This is a genomic window from Paenibacillus sp. Y568 (assembly GCF_059445545.1).
Genome location: NZ_JCAIUM010000009.1, coordinates 143,686 through 164,164, shown reverse-complemented (window position 1 = coordinate 164,164; position 20,479 = coordinate 143,686). Strand labels below are relative to the sequence as shown.

The following is a 20,479-nucleotide window of genomic DNA, read 5'->3' as shown; positions in this document are numbered from 1 at the left end:
GGTCTATTTCTTATTTCAACCTTTGGAGAAAGCGATGTGCGATTAAGCTTCGCATGAGGTATTGTACATGTGGATCCTCCGCTTGCTCTGGCTTAATTGTTGATCCTACCCGATCAAGTGAACTCTTTACTTGATCCATATTCAGATAGGAAGAAGTCAATTCATCACTGTATGACAATCGAATCTCTTCTTGGACAGCGTTCCAATTCGGAGCAATGCGATGTACCCAATCCATCCCTTGAGCACCACGAGTTCTCTGATTCAATCGAACTTTATCCGGAAGAACGTTTTCTGTTGATCTACGAATAAGAGAACGACCGAACCCATTATGGACGTATTGACTGAACGGAACTCCCAAACAAAATTTCACAACTCTCGAATCGCTAGTAGGATCTCGTTCCCATATCCCATAACGATAGGATAATTGGGCTGATATGGTACTCTGCATATTGAGAATAGACAGATTACCGAAGAAACTTTGTCTCTCATTCATAATTTGAACCGGAGATTCTCGCAGACCGACATCGTAATGCTCTAACTTCTCGTATATACCTGATTGAGCTGCGAATTCTGGATGAATAAGAGAAGGAACAATAGGTTGGAACTGAGAGGTTACTTTTTCTGGGAAAGCTTGCTGGCGCACCGCATGGATAATACGCTTCCTACCTATCCTAAGCTGTTTCCCATAATCCGATATTCCTTGGTACAATCGAATCCAACTAAGTCTTTTTAATAGCAAAGCATAGTAACCGACTGCCGAGCCCCAAGATACAGAAAAATTCCCCCTGACTCCTGTCAGTAACACACCTACTCCTTGCTGTGCCGCTTGCTGCTGAATACTTTTAATCCAGAATGAATTTTCTAAATTTTTGTAAGGTGCGTGAAGTATATCTAGCCAGTCATCAATCTCTGACAATGGACTCATTCCAGGAAAATCAAGATAATTCGCTTTTATATTCCCTACATAATCCACAACAGATTGTATATAGGGAGTTTCATCAGCAAATATGTTGCGAGATGTCCAATCAACGAAATCACGCGAGGGAATTGAACTATAAGCCTGTAAACATTTCCCTTCCTGCTGCAGCATCCCCGCTGCAAATCCTGCAACAGATCCAGAATCAAGTCCGCCACTTAAAGTAACGCCAACTTGCTTATAGGTCCGTAATCTTGACCGTATCGCTTCCTGATATATTTCCTGAAATGCCTCAACATACTCTCCATCCGTTCGATATGATATATCCTTCGTATCTGTAACTAGTGATCCATATTGCGTGAAAGAGAGTTTACCCTCATATAAGGTAAATGAATGTGCAGGTGGTATTTGCTTAATATCCTGATAAAATGTTGTATGTACATTAACTGCATCCAGTAACGTGGGAATCGCCAGAAATTCTGCGAATCTTTCTTCACACAGTCGCTTAGGTAAGTTACTTAAAGAAAACATGGGTTGTATGACACTACAGAATGCAAAGCGCTCTATATTGTGGGTATAATAAAGTGTGCGACTACCCACTAAATCCCGAGCACCAAAGAGGGTGTGGCTACGCCGATCCCATATAACAAAAGCAAAGTCTCCTATTAAATACTTTGGTGTTTCTTGGCCCCACTTGACATAAGCAAGAACAATTAATTCGCTATCTGTCATACTTAATCGTATGTCCCGCTTCACATTCAATCTCTCAAAAAGTTCATAACGATTATCGATAATGGCATCGGCTATTATGGCTACCCCATACTCTTCATCCCAGTAAGGAAGTTGTTCATGAACTGATTCTGGCGTAATCCATTGTGAGCGGCATCCGAGAATAGTTGAACCTTGAACCCACGTATCGAAGTCATCTCCTGGGAGATCTCGAATCGCATCCATAAAAGGGGCGACTTCATTGGGAGAAATAAAAGGCTTGTCGAATTCTATAACTCCTGCTATAACGCTGATGTCAACCGCCTCCTATCTATATTGATACAATTTGTATCATAAACGAAAACCTATTATTTTACAATTGTTTTTTTCAGAAAATTTTTAAATATAGTATTCATAGTATCTAATGACAAAAAGCTACCCATTAACCCCTATCTGATAATCCAGCAACTGCCTGAATGTCCCTTTCACTTCCTGCGATAGCTGGTGATATCCACCTTGTTGAATAACCTCACCTTGCTCCATAACAATCACCTGATCTGCATTGCGAATTGTAGATAGGCGGTGAGCGATAACTATAATAGTCATACTTCCTTTGAGCAGCTCCAGTGCTTCTTGAATCAGTCGTTCATTCTCACTGTCAAGCGCGCTAGTCGCTTCATCAAGCACAAGAATGGTAGGACGTTTCAATATGGCTCTTGCCAATACAATTCGTTGCCTTTCTCCTCCCGACAATCGGACGCCTCGATCACCAATGATCGTATCAAGCCCTTGTGGAAGTTTCCGTACAAATTCATCAGAGGCAGAAAATTCCAAAGCTTTCCATAACTCAGAATCATCAACATAAGGTGCCACTAGTTTCAGGTTATCACGAATCGTCTCATTGAATAGAAAGGGATCTTGTGCAACATATCCAATGGAGCTACGGAGAGACAACAATTGCTGATCATCTCGTAGCGTAATACCGTCTATTGTCACTTGTCCACTCTCAGGATGAATGAGACCCATAAGCATATCAATCAAGGTACTTTTACCAGCACCAGATTTACCAACAATGGCTGTCATCCGATTGACAGGGATATGGACATTAATGTCACGAAGAGCATATTCAGACTCACTAGGATCATAACGGTAATCCACTTGATTGCACGTTATTCCTTCTTTCATAAGAATAGGTTGGATTCCTTCAGTGGTATTGATTCCTTCAGTCAACTCTCTATCGGAGTCATACTCTCGCTGCAAATTTCTTAATGCCTTAAAAGCAGGAATATTCGATACAAGCTGTTCCATACTATTCTGTAGAAGAATAAACCTTGGCCATAATCTAGAGAAGATGAGTACAACAAGAATTAATTGTTCAGCAGGTGTATGAATAACCTCTAGAGCTAAATAGACCAACCCTACAATAAAAAGAATAGAAGATATCTTGTAGAAGAACTGCGAAAGTGAGTTAAGCTTAGCAAATTGAATGACATTACTCTCTAATCTCTGGCTAAGATGTTTGAACCAATTGATGTGTGAATATTCTAGCTTGTTACTCTTAATATCCTTGATCGCATTAAAATGATCACTAATGCCAGCAAAATAATGCTGAGATAACACTGAAGTCTCATCACCGATATGTTCAGCTTTCTTAATAAACCTACGTGAGAACAAAGCGAGGAAGATACCACTACCAAGTACTACAAGAGTTAAAACTGGCGATAATAAGAAGGCCAATCCCAACTGAATGATCGTGAATATCGTCGCAGTAATCATCTGAAGAAAGAGCGAGGTACCGAAGCTAACCCTTCCAAGCTCATTGGTCATAATATGATTAAAGTCTGACTTACGTTTTCTCAAGAAAAATTCCCACTTCGCCTGCATCAGTCCCTCATAAGTATTCATTCGAAGTGAACGGACGAATTCTTGGAGGATCTTTGTATTCATCACTAATTGGCTTCTCTGTAGTAATGCCTGCCCCCCCAAGATCATCACATAGATGGCTAGAACGATGGGTAGATTAAGATTGATAGACCATGAATCAACAAATCGAAATAGCGTTGACACAAGGGGTACCCCATCCAAATCCATTTGAATTACACCAATTATACTAAGAAGAGGGACGATCAAATAGATCCCTATGCCATCTAATAAGCTAATCACAAGTGTCATAAACATGTTGAGGTACAGTTTTATTCCTGCGACACGATGCATTTTACGAATATAATAGAATAGATCCTTCATTATACTAACCCCTTATGCGGATCACCGCTTCATAGTCGCTAGAGTTTCAGACTGCTTACTATTTCCGAACATCCCTACGACAGCATACCTTTCGTGTCCTTCACTTCCGGTTACAATATAAGATCCACTACGTAGCCAAGCATGCGCTACCATGTTCCCCGTGTCATCTCGCCCACTTCCCAAATACAAAGTACTTGGAATCCCTCTTCGCTTAAGCATCTTTAGTGCGGCAATACCCTTAACCAGGCATTGGCTCTCCCACCATGTTACGCGACTCATCGCATGAATGGCTATCGATATCTTACGCAATAGTATGAGCTCCTGCTCCGTACATCTAACATATTCCGTTTCCTTCATTCTCTCTCCTAAGGAAGGTGCTACTCTAGAGAAAGGAAGAAGCTTTAAGACTCTTCCCCATGCCAAATAGAAATAAGCTTCTATGAACATCCACTTAACATCCATCGGATAAGAAATGAATTTATGAGCTTTCTTATACAAGCTCATTATTGCTTCCTCACCTGTACGAGTCCATCAGTGGCAAGTTGCTGTATAAATGTGCATACTTGCTGTCTACACACATCTGGTTCAATTTCATACTCTGCCACTAATTGTTCGACCACTCCATTTATGGTGACAGGAGAAGCGATAAGTTCCCATATTTGGCCCCCAATCTGACCAAGGTTGTAATACTTACCGTTTTCGATGCTCAACATCACTTTCTCGCCATCCATATCACTTACCAGGTTACCTTCAGACTGAACGATAAGGTCATTAGCTGTGATTAGTTCAACGCTCATGATTAAAAGCCTCCTCTATTAGAATACTGTACAAAATCATGTATGATACAGATTGTATTATTAATTGTAAATTAGGGGAAGTCGCTCCGCAAAATTTATACAGACAGTCGTTTCAATCGACGCAATAAGCTTAGAAAAGGCCGAAGTGGGAAATATAGAAAATAAAGTGATTTAGGCAATGGTAACATTAAAGCATCGAGTGTGCTAGGAAGAAGTTTGTTTAACATGTATGCTATTATCTGTTTTGCCGACATTAACATAAAGAGGTAGCGATTATAATGCCAAGCGATACTTTTCTCCGGTACGGGATTTAATTTAACGATTCTTTTGACATAATATAGGGCCATTTCTGCTAGTCGTTGAGATTTTGAGTTGATCGTTAATAATTCTAAATCTTGAGAAATCTTCGTTAAAAGTAGGTTCGACAATAGGATGAATGCTTGTCCAACGTATTGCTGCCCACCATATTGATCGAAATGAATTTTCATATTTCCACTGCTTATTGTAGGTAGTAACCTTTCAATATCCATTAACCAGCGTAATCGGAACCAGCCATGTCTAGCACCATGATCCGTAAGATAGCAGAGTAGATCTTCATTTCCCAAACAGTAAAACGTTTGATTAGATATTGTCACATCATTTCTACGTTCCCATAGTTTATCGAATGAGTATGACTTACTGAAATGAGGGTTTAGTCTCCAATGAATTTCAATTTGTGCCGAATGTTCCCTATTCTCGAAGGATAAGTGGTGTGTTTTCTTCTTCCAGTTGTTTAAGATATATGGATCCTTCATCTCGTAACCAAGCTGAACTAATATTTCCTCGGCCTTCTCCACATCATCTGCATGAACTAGAATATCTAGATCTTTGGATGTCCGGTGAGTCAGATTACCGTAGAGTTGTATAGCTAGAACAGGGCCCTTCAATAAAAGAGTACGTATGCCACTATTGGTTAACGCTTTGCATATATGATTCATTTCTCTGCTAAGGTGTAACATCTTCAGGGTATTGGTTTGATATTGATGATGAAGTGTTTCCATAACATTAGCTGGAATTAGTAGTGAGGTGCTAATTCTTTTCAACTTTAAATAAACAAGAGGATACACACGATGATGCATAACAAGCTTCATAAACAATGTCCAATCCAGATCGGATGTATATGGCTCAAGAATACTCTCATCTAGCATATCCTCATGTAAAATCAATAGTAAAAAGGATAACTCTTTGGATACATCACTCAGGTCCAACTCAATTGCATCTAACTTCAAAGTAACTACCCCACTATCTTTCGATATCAGTGATTGCTCGTAAGCTACGCTTCGCTTCAGGAAATATGACGATTACGTCTCCCATTCTGCTCTTACGTACATATCCATCTAATACCATTTTACCTTGTCCAGATATAACCGTCCATACCTCTCGCCGTAAAATATTAAAAGGGATAAGAACTGAACCTATGCACTTTCTTATAAAAGCTCATTATTGCTTACACATGAAGAGGTTCTCTAATATGTAAAAAATTATAATTCGATACTATAAGATACCGCTATACAGTGCGTTTAAATGGCTTATCCCCTAATGCCTACGAGCTACATATAGAGAAAGAAAAGAAACGTCAGTTCTATTTAAATTAAACTGAGGGTAATAACGATCCTTTTTTCACTGTCCGCTTGACAGTGTAGCGTTTCATTCAGGTTATTGTTTCTACAGTCTTCGTATAACATATCCAAAAGTGGAGCTTCTGCGGATATATGTATTTACGGACCTATTCTTAACCACATTAATCCTTGTAGCCCAATCATCTAACCACGCTCTCCTACTTACCCACAGCAGAATCTGATTAATAATTTTTATTTCGCGAAGAAAAGGCATAACAATATAAAAATACATGATTTAATAAAATGGTAATTTGATAAGGAAAAGAGGCTCAATGACCCCTATATATATAACAGGTATTTTATCGTTGGCTTCATATAATATATAAAATAGAAGTGACAATGTAAGTATGTCACATACTTATACTACAGAGAGTGGTAATCCCATTAGTAAGACTAATCCCCTTCCCGTTGTATAGCAATACAACCTCAAAACAAAAATATCCAATAGAAAGTTTGGGGTACTGGAATATCCACAGTTGAAATCCAAAGAATTAATGACAGTGGTCCTCCTGCTCTTTACCTGCATGGAATATCAGCAGTCTAGGATTCTTGGTAGTGGTTCTGAGAAGTGGTTAAGCTATTGGCAAGCATAGATGGAGGGGAATTCTAATGACTAAAAAAAAAGACTAGTAAGAATCTCAGAAAATAACTTACCCTTAAAAGCAGCTGAAATCGGTTTAACAACTGATTCTAAAAAGCCCTTTGTAGTTAGTTCGAATGGGAATATAGAGCTATCAAAAAAAGATGATGTAGATAAGATTCAAGAAAACATTAAAGGCATTACATCCAAACTAGAGTCAACTACGAAAAACATAAACAATGCGAATGCATTTGGAGCAATCGGCAATAATACAAACGATAACTATACTTTCATCAATAAAATGTTTAAAGACGCATTTAGTAAAAACATCTATGATCCTGCTATCTCCAGTAATCAATTCATTACAAAATCAATAACTATTCCTCAAGGTGTTTATCGAATAAAACAACCAAACTTGTTTTTAAGCACTCTTTCAGCAAGATCACAGAACCTCGTTATAAATGGTAATGGCTCCACTCTTGTTTTTGAGGATTTTGAAGGATACTGCTTTATTAATAATGATAAACTCTTAAATGTTGATTTTTATAACCTTAACTTTATATCATTAAATGATGCCACAGCACCAAAAAGAACGTTAATTAAAAGTATTTCAGATGGCGGTGCGCAAGCATTCAGATTTCATCAATGTAATTTTAGCGGAAAATTTCAATATGGTCTCGATCTGCAAGGTTCAAGAACAAATTCAGAATGGACATTCAATCACTGTGGGCTTTTTGGTATATGGGAAAGCTTTCTGTATATAGGAAGTGTCAATACTTCAGATCAATTTTTAAATTACTGGTTTAATAATTGCAAGTATTGGTCATCTTCTAATTGGATTACTGCCCATAGGGGTGGTCATTTTAAATTTAATCATTGCGATGTAAGTGGATTTTCACCTGTAGTGGATACGTATCTGTTTAAGTTGCTAGGTGGGTCTCATGCATACGGTGTAACTTCTTTTATTGATGATGGAACTAGATATGAATTAAAATCTTCTTTTGCTAAAGTGATGTATTGCGAATGGGACTCAGCTAGAATCAGTTTTGAAAACTCAGATATGGGTTCTAACGCTTTCAATGTTATAGAACGATTGGGTGTATTTCACTTCAAAAACTCAACAGTAGGTGATAATTCAAGCTATACATTTATCAATTGTGTGTTACTTGGACGTTTTATAATGACTACAGGCAACGTTGCAACAAGAAATTACTTGAATTTTACCGACTGTCTTCTTTTAGGCGATAACAATTCTACAACTTTAGAATCTGTATTCACTTATATCACAGGAGTTAATCCGTATGAAAAGTTTAAAGTAATTCTAAATAATACAAAGTTTAAGGGTAAATTGATCAATCAAACTATGGACGGATTAACTCACCCTTACAGTTACTTAAAACAAAAGTCAACTTTGATTCAAAGTTCATGGGCAACATTATTGTCAGACTGGCATTACCCAGTGAATCAACCGACTTTTATCGATGAGATAATTGTACAAAACATCTACAAGAGCGATGGAAACACCTATAATTTTGTTATTAAAAGCGATGTATCTACTGTATCTGTAATTCCTGTAACCAATACTTCCTCAATTCAAATAAACAGTAATACTAACAGCATATATATTGGGTCAAAAATCACTATCGGAACATCTAACATTATTTACACAGTAGTTTCTCAAGACTATAGAAAGAATTTTTCACTTATTCTTGATAAAACAATCGAACCCACCGTAACCAGTGGTGATATCGTATCTATTTACTTTACAGAGATAACCTTCACCCCAAATACTCATTTAAAATCTGTTATCTGTGTCACTAAAACCGTTATTACAAATCCCTTGTATTTAAAAGTAATTGGTCAGGCATTTCCTGTGGGTGGGGTCAGAGCTAGAATTTTAGTAAAGACTATTGAATAAAGCCATTATTAATAGAGGCTTTAATTGTTAAATGAAGACCTTAATTAAGTAACTCAAATAATGTTTTATCCCAATAGAGGTCGTAGAAAATCTACACCTCTATTTTGTTTGGCAACAACTATACAGCAAAAATGGGGATTAGAGACTAATCTCCAGAGCTTAACGTGGCGGAATTCACTACTTCCACTACGGACTAATAACATATTTATTGGGAGTTCAGGTGGGCATATAGAATTAGCAAAAACAATGTTCATAATCTATTGGATTCAATTATATCAGTTCAATTAATTGAAAGAATCAAGAAGACAGATCTGATAGGATCCTTAGGTTTCTATATTGATAATTATTGAGTAAAGCAGGTGAACCTGATGACTCTACGCGCATACAGAACGCAATTTATTATGCTAGAAAGTTAATACGGAAGAACTCGGTCGAAAAAGGAATCAATGTACAAAAATAAATGATACATAATGTATCATTTATGATATACTAAATCTGCGACCTCCGTTATCGGTAGCCTTCAATATAGTTGTCTTATGCGTATGACATATATTTACACAGGACAAAAGGAACAGGGTGTGAAAGGAGAATACATATGGATAGACTAATTCTTTTACTAATCTATTTAAGAAAAAAGCCATTAATAGGAAAGGTATTCTTCCTTTTGTTGAAGTTATGTGGCATGGAAATCCCACCGGAAGTGAAGATTGGAAATAATGTGAAATTCGTTCACAATGGTTATGGAGTTGTTATACATCCCAACACCGTGATAAAGGATAATGTTCAGATTTTTCATGGAGTGACAATAGGTCGTGCTGATGCGTACCTTCCAAGTTCAGAATCATCTATGAAGAACATTGTAATTGAGGACGGCGCGATCCTATGCGCTGGAGCGAAAATACTCTGCAAAACAGGTACCCTTATCATTGGTAAAAATACTATAATCGGTGCGAACGCAGTTATATCTAAATCAACCGGAGACAATGAAATTTGGGCAGGTATTCCAAGTAGAAAAATAGGTGATAGAACTATATGAGATTGCATCGAGAGAGCAACACAAATACGCCTTGATACATAATGTATCATCCATGTTATGTTATATCTGAGTTAGGTCAGGTTATTATTACCCAACCTACTTATTAATCGTATCTAGGAGGGTGTATTTTGCAAAAAAATAGTACAAACCTGATATTCTCATCAAGCATTATATTGTTAGGCATGGCATTGTTATTGCCATTTTCTTTATTTAAGGATTACGGTCGCACACTTGATTTCAATCTATTTATTGTATGGACTATTATTTTTATTTCGGTGGTAAGACTTTGCATATCAATGGTAACAGGAAAACGCCAGATAATTGATATGACTTTTTATGTGTTTATATTTGTTTGGTTTGGATATATTCCATTTGTTCAACTTATAACAAATACCTTTCCCCTTGCGGGGGAATACAGCTCAAGTGAAATACGATTCGGGTTGCTTATTATACTTATTGGCATAATAAGCTATGAAATCGGAAAAAAGTTTAACAAAAAGAATAACGATTCAAAAGTTACAGTACCAAGTAAATCACAGTGGACACCAAATTTGAAAATGTTTTATATTACATCTATAATTTCGATCCTTATTACAAGTATAATCGTATTATCTATCGGTGGAATCTCTTCTCTTTTTATTTCAAGACAAGCATTGTCAAACTTTGCAGGTAATGGTGATAAAACATCATTATTAATTACCACAACATTGTTACGAGTTCCAGTTTTTGCCTCTCTTCTACTAGGAGTTTTTTGCATTAAACAGACAACAAATAGAAATTCAACTTTAAATTTAACAGTTTTCACACTATTTATAGTTAATTTCACAGTAACTAATCTTGTTTCGTCTCCTAGATATTGGTTTGGTGCGGTGGCATTAACATTTGTTTTTATGATAACAAAATGGAAGAAATCATCTTTTACGAAATGGACACTCTCATTCATAGTTATTCTTTTATTTATTTTTCCATACTCAGATATATTTCGGCATAACACAACAACTGCAAATGTAAACTATAGTGAAATATTAAATAGTGTTCGAAATGAGTCTGCCAACATAGCCAAAGATGGAGATTACGATGGATTTCAAATGGTTTTAAATACTGTTAAAGATACCCAATATAACGGATATTCATATGGAAAACAGTTTTTAGTATCAGCACTATTTTTTATTCCTAGATCTTTGTGGCACAATAAACCCTATGGCACTGGTCAAACTGTAGCTACTCATCTTGGATATGATTTCACTAATTTATCTGCACCATTATGGGCAGAAGGATTTCATAATTTCGGATTATTTGGAGTAGTGTTGTTATTTTTTATCTATGGTGTTTTTGTACAAAGAATCCAAGATATTTATAACAGCTACCCCAAAAGTTATATGAGTATCTTTGTTCCATTCTTTGCTGCCTATCAATTTTTCTTTCTTAGGGGCGAAATGTTAAGTGGAATTAGTTACTTGGCATTTTTTACAATAATATCATTAATCATGTATAGACTTATAGGAATGAAAGAACGAAATAGAAACAACGTCTAGATTAATACAATCCTTGAAATCACTGTACATGAAAGATATTTGAGTATGAAAGGCTGTCCTGTCCATAATGTAGTTGCAGTAGCAACGTTTTAACTCCTCATGACAGAGTTTGTAATCCAATGGCATCTTGATAGCCAGGATGATTTAACAGTAAAACTATGATTATGTACATTGATTCAACCACATTATTCATGGGACTCTTAGCTACAAGAGTCCATAAATAAAAGATGGAACACCATAAAAAGGTTGCCTAGTTAGGTGTTGACAATCCAATTGATTTGTAAATTTGTGAGGATGCAGAAATGTGTTCTCTTTTTTGTTGTACGGGAATTGTAAATTATATAATGAACGAATTAATCAAATAATAACAATCACGAAATATTCTAAATATGATCCAACCCATGCTAGATTTCTAAAACAGGAAGTTGGACTCTCCTACTTAACCAAACCAAAACAATACATCCAAACACGAAACAGGATTTCATTTATTTGTTATGGATGAAGAACTGGATTGCGCAGAATGGGTCAAATCAAGCGGCTATATAACAATGGATATTTGAATATTAAAGGAGAAGTCTTTGTGGCCCTTCCTCCTCAACTTGGAACAAATCCTAGATGGATTGATTGTTATAAAAGTTCTGGTCAACTTTGTAGTCTATTTATTGATGGTGCACGGTTTTTTTGGGGGAGGAGGGGGGGAGGTTAATTATATACAACTTTATGCCTTCCATTCTTGGCCTAGCCAATAATGAAGAAGGCAATGTAATATCGATACAGAATTGCATACTGATGATACTATTCCATTTAAATGATCAGTGAATCCAACGCGTAGGTTTAGACGTACCTTCGGATTAAGCGAAAGACAAGTGATTCCTGTTCCCCCTGTGTTACATCTTCAACTAGTTACATGTGTTGGCGGAAATGACGGAACTGGTGTAGTAAAACGTCTTAACTATGTAGTGAAAGATTCTATCCCAGGAGGGAAAAATTTCTCAGAGACCTGCGATATCACTTCCGTTCATTGGGGAGCAGGTGAAACTGGGAGTGTAGATCAAGCGAAATCATCACCAAATACGAAAATCACAATTCTCTTTAGCTGTCCTGGCAACTCGGAAGCAGCAGGAGTTACATTCACTCCCTTACTTGGACTCGATCTATAATGAGAGATGTATAAAGTTAATTAAGTTCTTTTCATTACTCTCCAAAACCACAAGAACGGTCTTAGTGGGAAATACAGAAAAAAATATCTTTTGGATAACGGAAGTAAGTCCGCGTCCAGTGAACTTGGAAGAAGTCTCTTAAGCACAAAGAGCGTCTTCTGCCTTACTGTCAATGCTGAGATAACACTTCGCTTGTATTGAGAATTAATAGCTTTAACTTCTGGACTATCCTTAATACCCTGTAGAGCCATTTGAGCTAGCTTAATTGATTTTGTATGAGTTTGTGACGACTTAATATTTTGCGGAATATTGGATGATAATAACAGTTCACTTAATAGAAAAGCTTGCTCCACATAAATTCTACCGCCATATTGTTTGTAATAATTGTTTAAATAGGTGACATCAATTGTATTTTTTACTAGACGCTCTATATCTATTAACCAACGAAGGCGAGACCACCCATGTCTTGCACCATGATCAGAAAGATACGCCAACAAGTCCTCATTTCCTAGTTGGTTAAATTCCTGAGAGGAAATTTTCACAATGTTTTTATTTTTCCATAGCTGTTCAAATGAAGGTGGCTCAACTATGTCCGGGTTGAGTCGCCAATGAATCTCAATTTGTATAGAGTTAACGGGATGAAGAAAAGACAAATGATGTGATTTCTTTTTCCAGTATACATGTAATTCTGATTTATCTGGATGATATCCAAGTTGCTTCAGCACATCCTTAGCTCTATCAATATCATTAGTATCAATTAATATATCTAGATCTTTTGAAGTTCTATGAGATAGTTCTCCATAAAGTTGGACAGCTAGAACAGGTCCCTTTAATACAATTGAGCGAATCCCCTGAATTGCAAATAATTTACAAACCATTCCCAATTCTCTCGTTAGCTCTAACATCTTAACTATATTCCTTTTGTTGAGTAGATGGAGTGCTTTCATAGTATCTTCAGGAATTAAGCCTGGGATAAATTTATTTAATTTCACATATACAAGAGGATACACCCGATGATGCATAACCAATTTCAAAAATAGATTCCAATCAATGTTGGATGTATATTGTTTTATCAATTCTTCTTCTAGGGTTATATCTTCTCGAAGTATTATCAGCATAAATACCATCTCAGTTGAAAAATCATATTGATCAAAACTCATATCATTAAGCATAGGAAGGACCTCTCTTATAATCTTTTAAATTAATCCATGGATTTCATATCATCTCTTCTATAACCCTGACTATTCTTTGTAGGTTCATTTCATTTTGTAATATTCGCTGTGGTTTTTGTTCTGCATCCTTACTTCGGAATGTTCTTTCTATATCTAATTCTATTAGCTCATTCCACGAAACTAGTTGGTATGATTGCCTACTACTTAGTTCCACAATCGTATTTTGGTCTTCATTCATTAAACCTCTATTAAGCAAAATTAGAGGCTTATTACATATAATCGCTTCCCCTACTGTTCCCCAGCCAGGCTTTGAAATGATGACGTCTGCTGCCGCAACATAATTTTGTGACTCCGTATAGTGATGTGGAATATGGTGGACATTTTTCCCATTAATATTTATATTGCTGGAAACGACAAATAAGCATGAATCATCATGCCACATCTTTAATGAATCTAGATTACCAACTTGAATACTTATACCAAGAGCGAAATAAACAATACATTTATTTTGTTCTGGATTTAATTGATGAGATATACGATTGATCTCTTCCGTATTAGGAGTTCTGCAATAAAAACTTGACTTGAGGACATTCCCACTACCCCAACGAGGTTCTATTGACCCCGATAAGTGAATAAAGGCATCCATATGGGAGTAAGCATCATATAATGGTTTGAGGAACTCCTGATCAATTAATTGTTGATAGGCTGTATACCACGTAAAGTTAGAGATTCCCATCGATTTAACATTTGCTAGTTTCGCAGAGCAAATTGGAACTGGCGATATGTCGGAAATGACCATATCAACCTCCTCCTGGAGAATGAACTCTGCTTCCCTCTGAATTTCTATTGGCATTGTCTTCATATAATCTAAATCATAGATTTAAATAACATCAGATCCGGCTCAATAGAATCCTTCTTTAGTATGTATCCTAAATCGGAAGCACATTCACGGAAATCTAAATTTAACATATCTAAATCTCGTAAAGAATCCCGTATAAAACCAAGTCCTTTACCGGAACAGATAATAATATGATAACGATTAGGAGTATATAACATCAATGCTCTGATAATTGCAATACTACGAGTTGCATGCCCGTATCCATAGTCTGAAATATAGTAACAAATAGTCTTCAAAATGTAGCCCTATACCTTAATACAGTGTTGTTCTATCTCATTCCAAGTCTTATATAGCTCAATCATTTGATTGCATTCATGTGTGAATCCACTCTGAACCACAATAATTTCGAGTTCAGAAGAGGCTCTTATGCTGTGTAATGACTTCATAGGAATATGAAGAACATTTCCAGCATTCACATTCACAAAGTTACCATTTTGAATAAATTCGCCTTTGCCTTTAACAATTGTCCAGACCTCTTCACGACTTGCATGCATTCGATAGCTCAAACTTTTATCTTTTTGAATACTCACCCGTTTTGTGGTTACACAACGACCATCTTCGTAATTCTGATCATCTAATATTCTAATCCAGCCCCATTGTCTTTCTTCGTACATTGGACCCTGTTCAAAATTAATGAAATCCTTTATACGCGGGCTTGAACTTTTATCAGTCACTAAAATACCATCAGGACTTACAGCTACAACTATATTGGATAACCCGAGTATTGAAACTGGAATGTCAATTTCATTAATAAGATGTGTATTAACGCAGTCATCACTAATAATACCTTTACCAATTTGTCGATTCGGCATTTCTTCTGTTAACGTATTCCAAGTACCGAGATCCTTCCAATAACCTTCATAAGGAAGTACTACTATTTGAGATGCTTTTTCCAATACTTCATAATCAAAACTAATTTTAGGTATTTTATGATATTGCTTTGTTAACTCTTCGAATTGAATAGGTAGTCCTTTGCATTCAAGCAGTTCAATAACATAACCAAGCTTGAATGCAAATACACCACAATTCCAAAGTGCATTTTGATCTATTAGCATTTCTGCAATTTCTTCTGTTGGCTTTTCCTGAAAATGGCTAACAGACATATATTCATTATCTTTCTCAATATTGTTCTCGGGATTTGTAGGAATGATATATCCATACTTTGTAGAAGGGTAAGTTGGTTGTACACCAATAAGTGCAATTTCAGCATCTGAGGAATTTAATATGGATTCTAATTTTTTTACAGAATCAAAGAAGTGATTCTCCACGTAAGGATCAACAGGTAACACGACAACGACTTCATCCAATCCCACTCCGGCATAGGAATATAAATAAGTAGCTACCAACATGATAGCCGCATATGTATCTCGCCGATCAGGTTCTATGATTAAAGGAACATATTCTCCGATTTGACTTTGCATAATCTCAATTTGAGACTTACTCGTTGCGATATAACTTGAATCTTCTAATCCATTTGCAGTTATTTGCTCCCATACACGCTGTACCATGGAAACCATTTCATCACTATCATTCTCAAGCAACTTAAGAAACTGTTTCGATCTTGCATCATTGGATAAGGGCCATAATCTTTTGCCTGATCCTCCTGACAGCAGTACCAATTTCATATCTACACCTCCATTTATAATGTTGTTTTATTTTGATATTAAAAGGCTCCGATACTTATCCAACGATTGTTCTTTTCTTAAATACTGTTCTAAGTATTCCCTTCCTTGTATTCCTTTGTTTGCTAACAATTGTCGATCAAGTTTATACAAGGATTTCAACTCCTCTATCACGTCTGAGTAATTCTGTGGCTCGACAACGATTCCACATCCACTATTTTCGATTAATAGACAAGCCTCGCTACCTTTCTCGAGAACGCCTAATATAGGTTTACCAGCAGCCATTACACCATATATCTTGCTTGGAACAGAAACACCCTTAATCCCTTTCTGATTCACAACTAAATGAACGTCTGCTGCATTTAATGTATATTTAATCTCTGCCTTCGGTTGAAATGGTAGAAAGAAAACGTTGTTTAGTTGATTACGCTCCGCATATGTTTCCATTGTATTTTTCACTGCCCCATCCCCAATAAATGCAAATACAATATCATCATAATTGGAGAAGTCCTTCGTTATCTTAATCAAATTCTCTAAGTCATAGTAGAGTCCCATATTGCCAGAATACATAATTATAAATTTATTCTCCCAGCCATTCCCTTTAATAAATTCCTGTACTTTAAAATGGTCTTTCGCAAGAGGGACAATTTCCTTCTCGTCGGTCCAATTATTAATAACCGTACTATCTGTAATTGCCTGGTTAGCAAATCTCTTATACAGTGTTTCTTGCATATCGTGGCCAACCGTAATAATATGATCTGCGTACTTACAGTTCATTGTGTCAATCCACCGTGCTACACGGTAAATCGACTTATTCTTCATATAACTTACTGCTTCCGCCTGTTCTGGATTGAAATCTTGAATATTGTATATGTGCTTTGTACGTTTAAAGAACTTTCCAATCGTACCTATTAGTCCACCTAGAATAGGAGGTGTTGAGATGGTATAGAGAATCTGAACATCCTTTTGTTTCAGAACCAGTAAAATCGCATAAAAAAAATAAGTTGCAATATATCGCAACCTACTCCATTTATTTCGTTTATCCTGTTGGGGAAGCCTGATTCTTATGATATCGATATTCTCCATTCGATCCTTGGAAAACCTTTCACTTTTATTATTCCTCTCTATTTCTTCTTGTGTTTGGGCTGCTATGACCGTTATTCGAAAGTCATTTTGTATATGAAGGCATAGTTCTGTCAAAAGTTGTCCTGTTGATGCATAGTCAGGATAAAAGTAATTAATTATAAATACAATCTTTGGCTTCATATGGGCACAACCTCTTTCAATTGTTCTATCTCTTCTTTATCTTCAAATCTATACTTCATAAACCTTGCAGGTGTTCCGGCATGGATTTCATTTGATGATACATCCCTTGTAACTGTACTTCTTGCGGCTACTATCGACATCACACCTATTGTAATACCAGGATTCACAAAGACATCACTTGCGATCCAAGCGCCATCGCTGATTTTTATAGGCTTTGTAGTTAATCCGAATTTTGGATCATGAATATTATGCGTTCCAGTGCAAAGATAGCAATGTTGAGACACTACACAATGTTCACCGACTTCTATGTGATCTAGACTATAGAACTCTGCGTGATCTCCAATCCATGAATAGTCACCTATTGTTACTTTCCATGGGTATGTAAATGTAGCCGTAGATCTTATCTGAACTCCCTTACCTACATGTGCACCGAATATACGTAAAAGAAAATTACGCCATCTATACATAGGATGCAGAGAGAATCGAAACAGGCTTCCTTGAACAAGCCACCACAGTAATACGAACCATCCACTTCTTCCTCTTGAGTAACCGTCTTGATGGTAAAGGTCTAATCTTATCCTGTTACTTTTCATGAACGATCTTACTCCTATTATTAATTGGTTTACTGCTTAACAGTGTATTGTACACTGATAGGGTTGAATTCAAATAATGTTCACGTGTAAATCTATCAAGAACTTGTGTTTTACTATTAAGGCCAAATTGAGCCCTATCTTCATTATTAATCATTCGAATAATTGCGTTGGCAAGAGCATCGGCATTCATTGGGGGTACTAAATATCCTATATCTGGAGTAACCATTTCTGGAACTCCTCCGACATCAGTCGCTACGATTGGTAGTGATGCAGCCATGGCTTCAAGAATAACCGTTGGAAAGATATCATATACGGATGGTAGCACGAATACATCTGCTTGCAATAATAAGTCAGATACATCCCTTCGCAATCCTAGAAAGTAAACATTATTCAGATCTAATTCGGTTGCTAAGGTTTTTAATTGTTCTTTATAACTCATTTCCGATTCAAACGCCACATCACCAATAACCAAATACTTTAAATCTGGGTTTGATTGCTTAGTAATATACGCGGCCTGAAGTAAGTATTCAATCCCTTTCATAGGAGAGAGACGTGCGACGGTTATAAGAATCTTATCATTAGTAGCAATGCCTAACTCTTCCTTCAAGCTGTTTTCATATTTTTTATGAACTACTGATTGATTTATTTCAATTCCGTTATAAATTTTGATGAGCTTATGTGAGTAGCCCTTTCCCCACTTAAACATCACCTTACTCCGTTCACATAACACGATTACTTTGTCGTTGAATAAATGATTTAAGTACCCAATAAATTTATAAGCAACTAAGGGTTTTCTAGGAAGTTCATGAACAGTTTGAATGGTTGGAATACCAAGCAACTTCCCAACTATATTACCTCCCATTAATTCCATCTTGTGAGAATGAATAAGGTCAATTTTGTATTCTTTCACAATTTTTTTAATCGACTTAATGGATAGAAATAAATTTTTCAGATTTCGAAAATAATATGCAAGATCGATCGGTTTGCCAAATACAGCAAGTGTTGTAAAAATCACCTTAGCTCCTGCTGCTTCATACTTTTCAACATAGGGACTAGGTGCGGGTAATACGACATATGGTCTATATTCTGTTTTATCCAACCCTTGAACGAGTTGAAGTAGCACGGTATCCACACCACCTACATGACTGGCATAGGGTTGAATATAAAGTATGTTAATCACTTTCTAAACACCTCCCGAAACTGCCTGTTTAATTGCTGTTGTAACAGCATTAGCATAAGAATTAGGATGAAGCTTCCTCCATAAGCCTAAGCTCATTTTCCAATTGGAGCGTACATACTCTTGATTATCCATTAACCAACGAAAAGCTCTAAGCAAATCTTCTTCATCCAATGGATCTATAATTAAACCATTTTGCTGATCTACGATAATATCCTTTGTTGCCCCAGCGTACTTCGAGGCGAGAACAAATGTATTTGTAGCTAAAGCTTCGTTTACAACCAATCCCCATACTTCAATTAACGAAGGAAATAGTAAGCAATCACTTTGAATTAAATAGTCAGTTAATGCTTCCTTTTGTTTATATCCTTCAAAATATATTTGCTTTTCTAAACCAAACTCTTTAACTCTTTCTTTCAATTTCTGCTCATCTGGGCCAGATCCAACAATTTTTAATTCCCAAGACGGATTATCAAGTATTCTAAGAGCTTCGATAATCTGCACTAACCCTTTACGTTCGATCAGTTGACCAATGAATAATAACTTCACCTTATCGTTCTTGGTCAGTTCCGGTTCTACATGAATAGAATTCTCATTATACTTGTTGCGAAAATACCGTATATCGACGGTATTGTAGCCTACAACAATTTTACTATCCTGTACACCATAGTGTCTTAGACATTTTGCCGATTCGGTACCGTAAGTTACAAACGAATCGGCGGACTTAAAAAATACCTTGCGTGTTCGATTAACTATGGTATTCTGAACTCTGCTACTCTCAAGGGTACTTCCCCACCATACAAGAAGTTTTTTTCTGAAAATTCTACAATAGAAGAGTGCCGACCAATATCCGAGTGAATCATATCCAGAAGTAATAATCACATCAGGATTTTCTCGTATGAGCTTATAAAAAATACCTGGGTTAACATGCACACCCATATCCAATCTTTGAATATAAGTATGAACCCCAGGCAAGCATTCATAATCGTATTTAATTTCGTGATGATTTATATTCCAATGCCTATTCTTTTCTCGTTCTTCTAAATACCAAACCTTTAGCTTAATATCACTATTCTCAACTAATTTATTGAGCACTGGTATTCTATAAGGAGCAATAGTGTTCGTAAGGAGAAGGGTTTTTATCATTGTGATCACCTCACCTTAGATTTATTATTTTTTCTTTTATTGTGTGCGAAAAC

Annotated in this window: 16 protein-coding genes; 4 read left to right on the top strand and 12 right to left on the bottom strand. The window is 36.4% G+C overall.

Translation table 11 applies throughout. From position 1 onward, the window contains the following. Window positions 1-10: 10 nt before the first annotated feature. The 5 genes from AC1D7X_RS14615 to AC1D7X_RS14595 form a co-directional block, all read right to left on the bottom strand. On the bottom strand, window positions 11-1,918 hold the full coding sequence (locus AC1D7X_RS14615; RefSeq protein WP_495455288.1) for an asparagine synthase-related protein: 1,908 nt from the start codon (window positions 1,916-1,918) through the stop codon (window positions 11-13). 141 nt (window positions 1,919-2,059) lie between these two features. Continuing rightward, window positions 2,060-3,868 (bottom strand): ABC transporter ATP-binding protein, encoded by a 1,809-nt coding sequence (locus AC1D7X_RS14610; RefSeq protein WP_495454900.1) that lies wholly within the window; start codon window positions 3,866-3,868, stop codon window positions 2,060-2,062. A 21-nt stretch (window positions 3,869-3,889) separates the two neighbouring features. Next, window positions 3,890-4,372: a lasso peptide biosynthesis B2 protein gene (locus tag AC1D7X_RS14605; RefSeq protein ID WP_495454899.1), complete on the bottom strand. Its 483-nt coding sequence runs from the start codon at window positions 4,370-4,372 to the stop codon at window positions 3,890-3,892. After that, the gene (locus tag AC1D7X_RS14600; RefSeq protein ID WP_495454898.1) at window positions 4,372-4,665 is read right to left on the bottom strand and encodes a lasso peptide biosynthesis PqqD family chaperone; all 294 of its coding nucleotides are present in this window, start codon (window positions 4,663-4,665) and stop codon (window positions 4,372-4,374) included. The genes AC1D7X_RS14605 and AC1D7X_RS14600 overlap by 1 nt, the downstream gene beginning before the upstream one ends. 95 nt (window positions 4,666-4,760) lie before the next feature. Continuing rightward, on the bottom strand, window positions 4,761-5,933 hold the full coding sequence (locus AC1D7X_RS14595; protein ID WP_495475508.1) for a nucleotidyltransferase domain-containing protein: 1,173 nt from the start codon (window positions 5,931-5,933) through the stop codon (window positions 4,761-4,763). Between the two features lie 1,271 nt (window positions 5,934-7,204). Here AC1D7X_RS14595 and AC1D7X_RS14590 point away from each other — a divergent pair. The 4 genes from AC1D7X_RS14590 (at window position 7,205) to AC1D7X_RS14575 (ending at window position 12,552) form a co-directional block, all read left to right on the top strand. After that, window positions 7,205-8,821 (top strand): hypothetical protein, encoded by a 1,617-nt coding sequence (locus AC1D7X_RS14590; protein WP_495475507.1) that lies wholly within the window; start codon window positions 7,205-7,207, stop codon window positions 8,819-8,821. Window positions 8,822-9,416: 595 nt separating this feature from the next. Next, the gene (locus AC1D7X_RS14585; protein ID WP_495475506.1) at window positions 9,417-9,857 is read left to right on the top strand and encodes an LbetaH domain-containing protein; all 441 of its coding nucleotides are present in this window, start codon (window positions 9,417-9,419) and stop codon (window positions 9,855-9,857) included. Window positions 9,858-9,985: 128 nt separating this feature from the next. After that, entirely contained in the window at window positions 9,986-11,392 is a 1,407-nt protein-coding gene (locus AC1D7X_RS14580) for an oligosaccharide repeat unit polymerase (RefSeq protein WP_495475505.1), read from the top strand. An 866-nt stretch (window positions 11,393-12,258) separates the two neighbouring features. Beyond that, window positions 12,259-12,552, top strand: coding sequence for a hypothetical protein (locus AC1D7X_RS14575; protein ID WP_495475504.1), 294 nt, complete (start codon window positions 12,259-12,261; stop codon window positions 12,550-12,552). Window positions 12,553-12,572: 20 nt separating this feature from the next. On the opposite strand, the gene AC1D7X_RS14570 is transcribed toward AC1D7X_RS14575, so the two are convergent. The 7 genes from AC1D7X_RS14570 to AC1D7X_RS14540 all read right to left on the bottom strand — a co-directional run bounded on the left by AC1D7X_RS14570 (window position 12,573) and on the right by AC1D7X_RS14540 (window position 20,426). Next, window positions 12,573-13,724: a nucleotidyltransferase domain-containing protein gene (locus AC1D7X_RS14570; RefSeq protein WP_495475503.1), complete on the bottom strand. Its 1,152-nt coding sequence runs from the start codon at window positions 13,722-13,724 to the stop codon at window positions 12,573-12,575. 43 nt (window positions 13,725-13,767) lie between these two features. Next, a complete protein-coding gene (locus tag AC1D7X_RS14565; protein WP_495475502.1) occupies window positions 13,768-14,523 on the bottom strand; it encodes a hypothetical protein in 756 nt (251 codons plus the stop codon). A 344-nt stretch (window positions 14,524-14,867) separates the two neighbouring features. After that, complete coding sequence (locus AC1D7X_RS14560; RefSeq protein WP_495475501.1) at window positions 14,868-16,247, bottom strand: sugar phosphate nucleotidyltransferase; 1,380 nt, start codon at window positions 16,245-16,247, stop codon at window positions 14,868-14,870. A gap of 27 nt (window positions 16,248-16,274) precedes the next feature. Further along, window positions 16,275-17,510, bottom strand: coding sequence for a glycosyltransferase family 4 protein (locus tag AC1D7X_RS14555; protein ID WP_495475500.1), 1,236 nt, complete (start codon window positions 17,508-17,510; stop codon window positions 16,275-16,277). Continuing rightward, complete coding sequence (locus AC1D7X_RS14550; protein ID WP_495454891.1) at window positions 17,507-18,103, bottom strand: WcaF family extracellular polysaccharide biosynthesis acetyltransferase; 597 nt, start codon at window positions 18,101-18,103, stop codon at window positions 17,507-17,509. The genes AC1D7X_RS14555 and AC1D7X_RS14550 overlap by 4 nt, the downstream gene beginning before the upstream one ends. Continuing rightward, complete coding sequence (locus AC1D7X_RS14545; protein WP_495475499.1) at window positions 18,093-19,283, bottom strand: glycosyltransferase family 4 protein; 1,191 nt, start codon at window positions 19,281-19,283, stop codon at window positions 18,093-18,095. Before AC1D7X_RS14545 ends, AC1D7X_RS14550 begins: the two co-directional genes overlap by 11 nt. Before the next feature lie 3 nt (window positions 19,284-19,286). Next, a complete protein-coding gene (locus AC1D7X_RS14540) occupies window positions 19,287-20,426 on the bottom strand; it encodes a glycosyltransferase family 4 protein (RefSeq protein ID WP_495475498.1) in 1,140 nt (379 codons plus the stop codon). Between the last annotated feature and the right edge of the window lie 53 nt (window positions 20,427-20,479).

What these genes read in the sequence shown, in the direction of transcription:
- AC1D7X_RS14560 (WP_495475501.1), bottom strand. Translation starts at nt 16,247, where the DNA reads ATGAAATTGGTACTGCTGTCAGGAGGATCAGGCAAAAGATTATGGCCC.
- AC1D7X_RS14585 (WP_495475506.1), top strand. Translation starts at nt 9,417, where the DNA reads ATGGATAGACTAATTCTTTTACTAATCTATTTAAGAAAAAAGCCATTA.
- AC1D7X_RS14565 (WP_495475502.1), bottom strand. Translation starts at nt 14,523, where the DNA reads ATGGTCATTTCCGACATATCGCCAGTTCCAATTTGCTCTGCGAAACTA.
- AC1D7X_RS14540 (WP_495475498.1), bottom strand. Translation starts at nt 20,426, where the DNA reads ATGATAAAAACCCTTCTCCTTACGAACACTATTGCTCCTTATAGAATA.
- AC1D7X_RS14550 (WP_495454891.1), bottom strand. Translation starts at nt 18,103, where the DNA reads ATGAAAAGTAACAGGATAAGATTAGACCTTTACCATCAAGACGGTTAC.
- AC1D7X_RS14610 (WP_495454900.1), bottom strand. Translation starts at nt 3,868, where the DNA reads ATGAAGGATCTATTCTATTATATTCGTAAAATGCATCGTGTCGCAGGA.
- AC1D7X_RS14600 (WP_495454898.1), bottom strand. Translation starts at nt 4,665, where the DNA reads ATGAGCGTTGAACTAATCACAGCTAATGACCTTATCGTTCAGTCTGAA.
- AC1D7X_RS14570 (WP_495475503.1), bottom strand. Translation starts at nt 13,724, where the DNA reads ATGCTTAATGATATGAGTTTTGATCAATATGATTTTTCAACTGAGATG.
- AC1D7X_RS14555 (WP_495475500.1), bottom strand. Translation starts at nt 17,510, where the DNA reads ATGAAGCCAAAGATTGTATTTATAATTAATTACTTTTATCCTGACTAT.
- AC1D7X_RS14605 (WP_495454899.1), bottom strand. Translation starts at nt 4,372, where the DNA reads ATGAGCTTGTATAAGAAAGCTCATAAATTCATTTCTTATCCGATGGAT.
- AC1D7X_RS14590 (WP_495475507.1), top strand. Translation starts at nt 7,205, where the DNA reads ATGTTTAAAGACGCATTTAGTAAAAACATCTATGATCCTGCTATCTCC.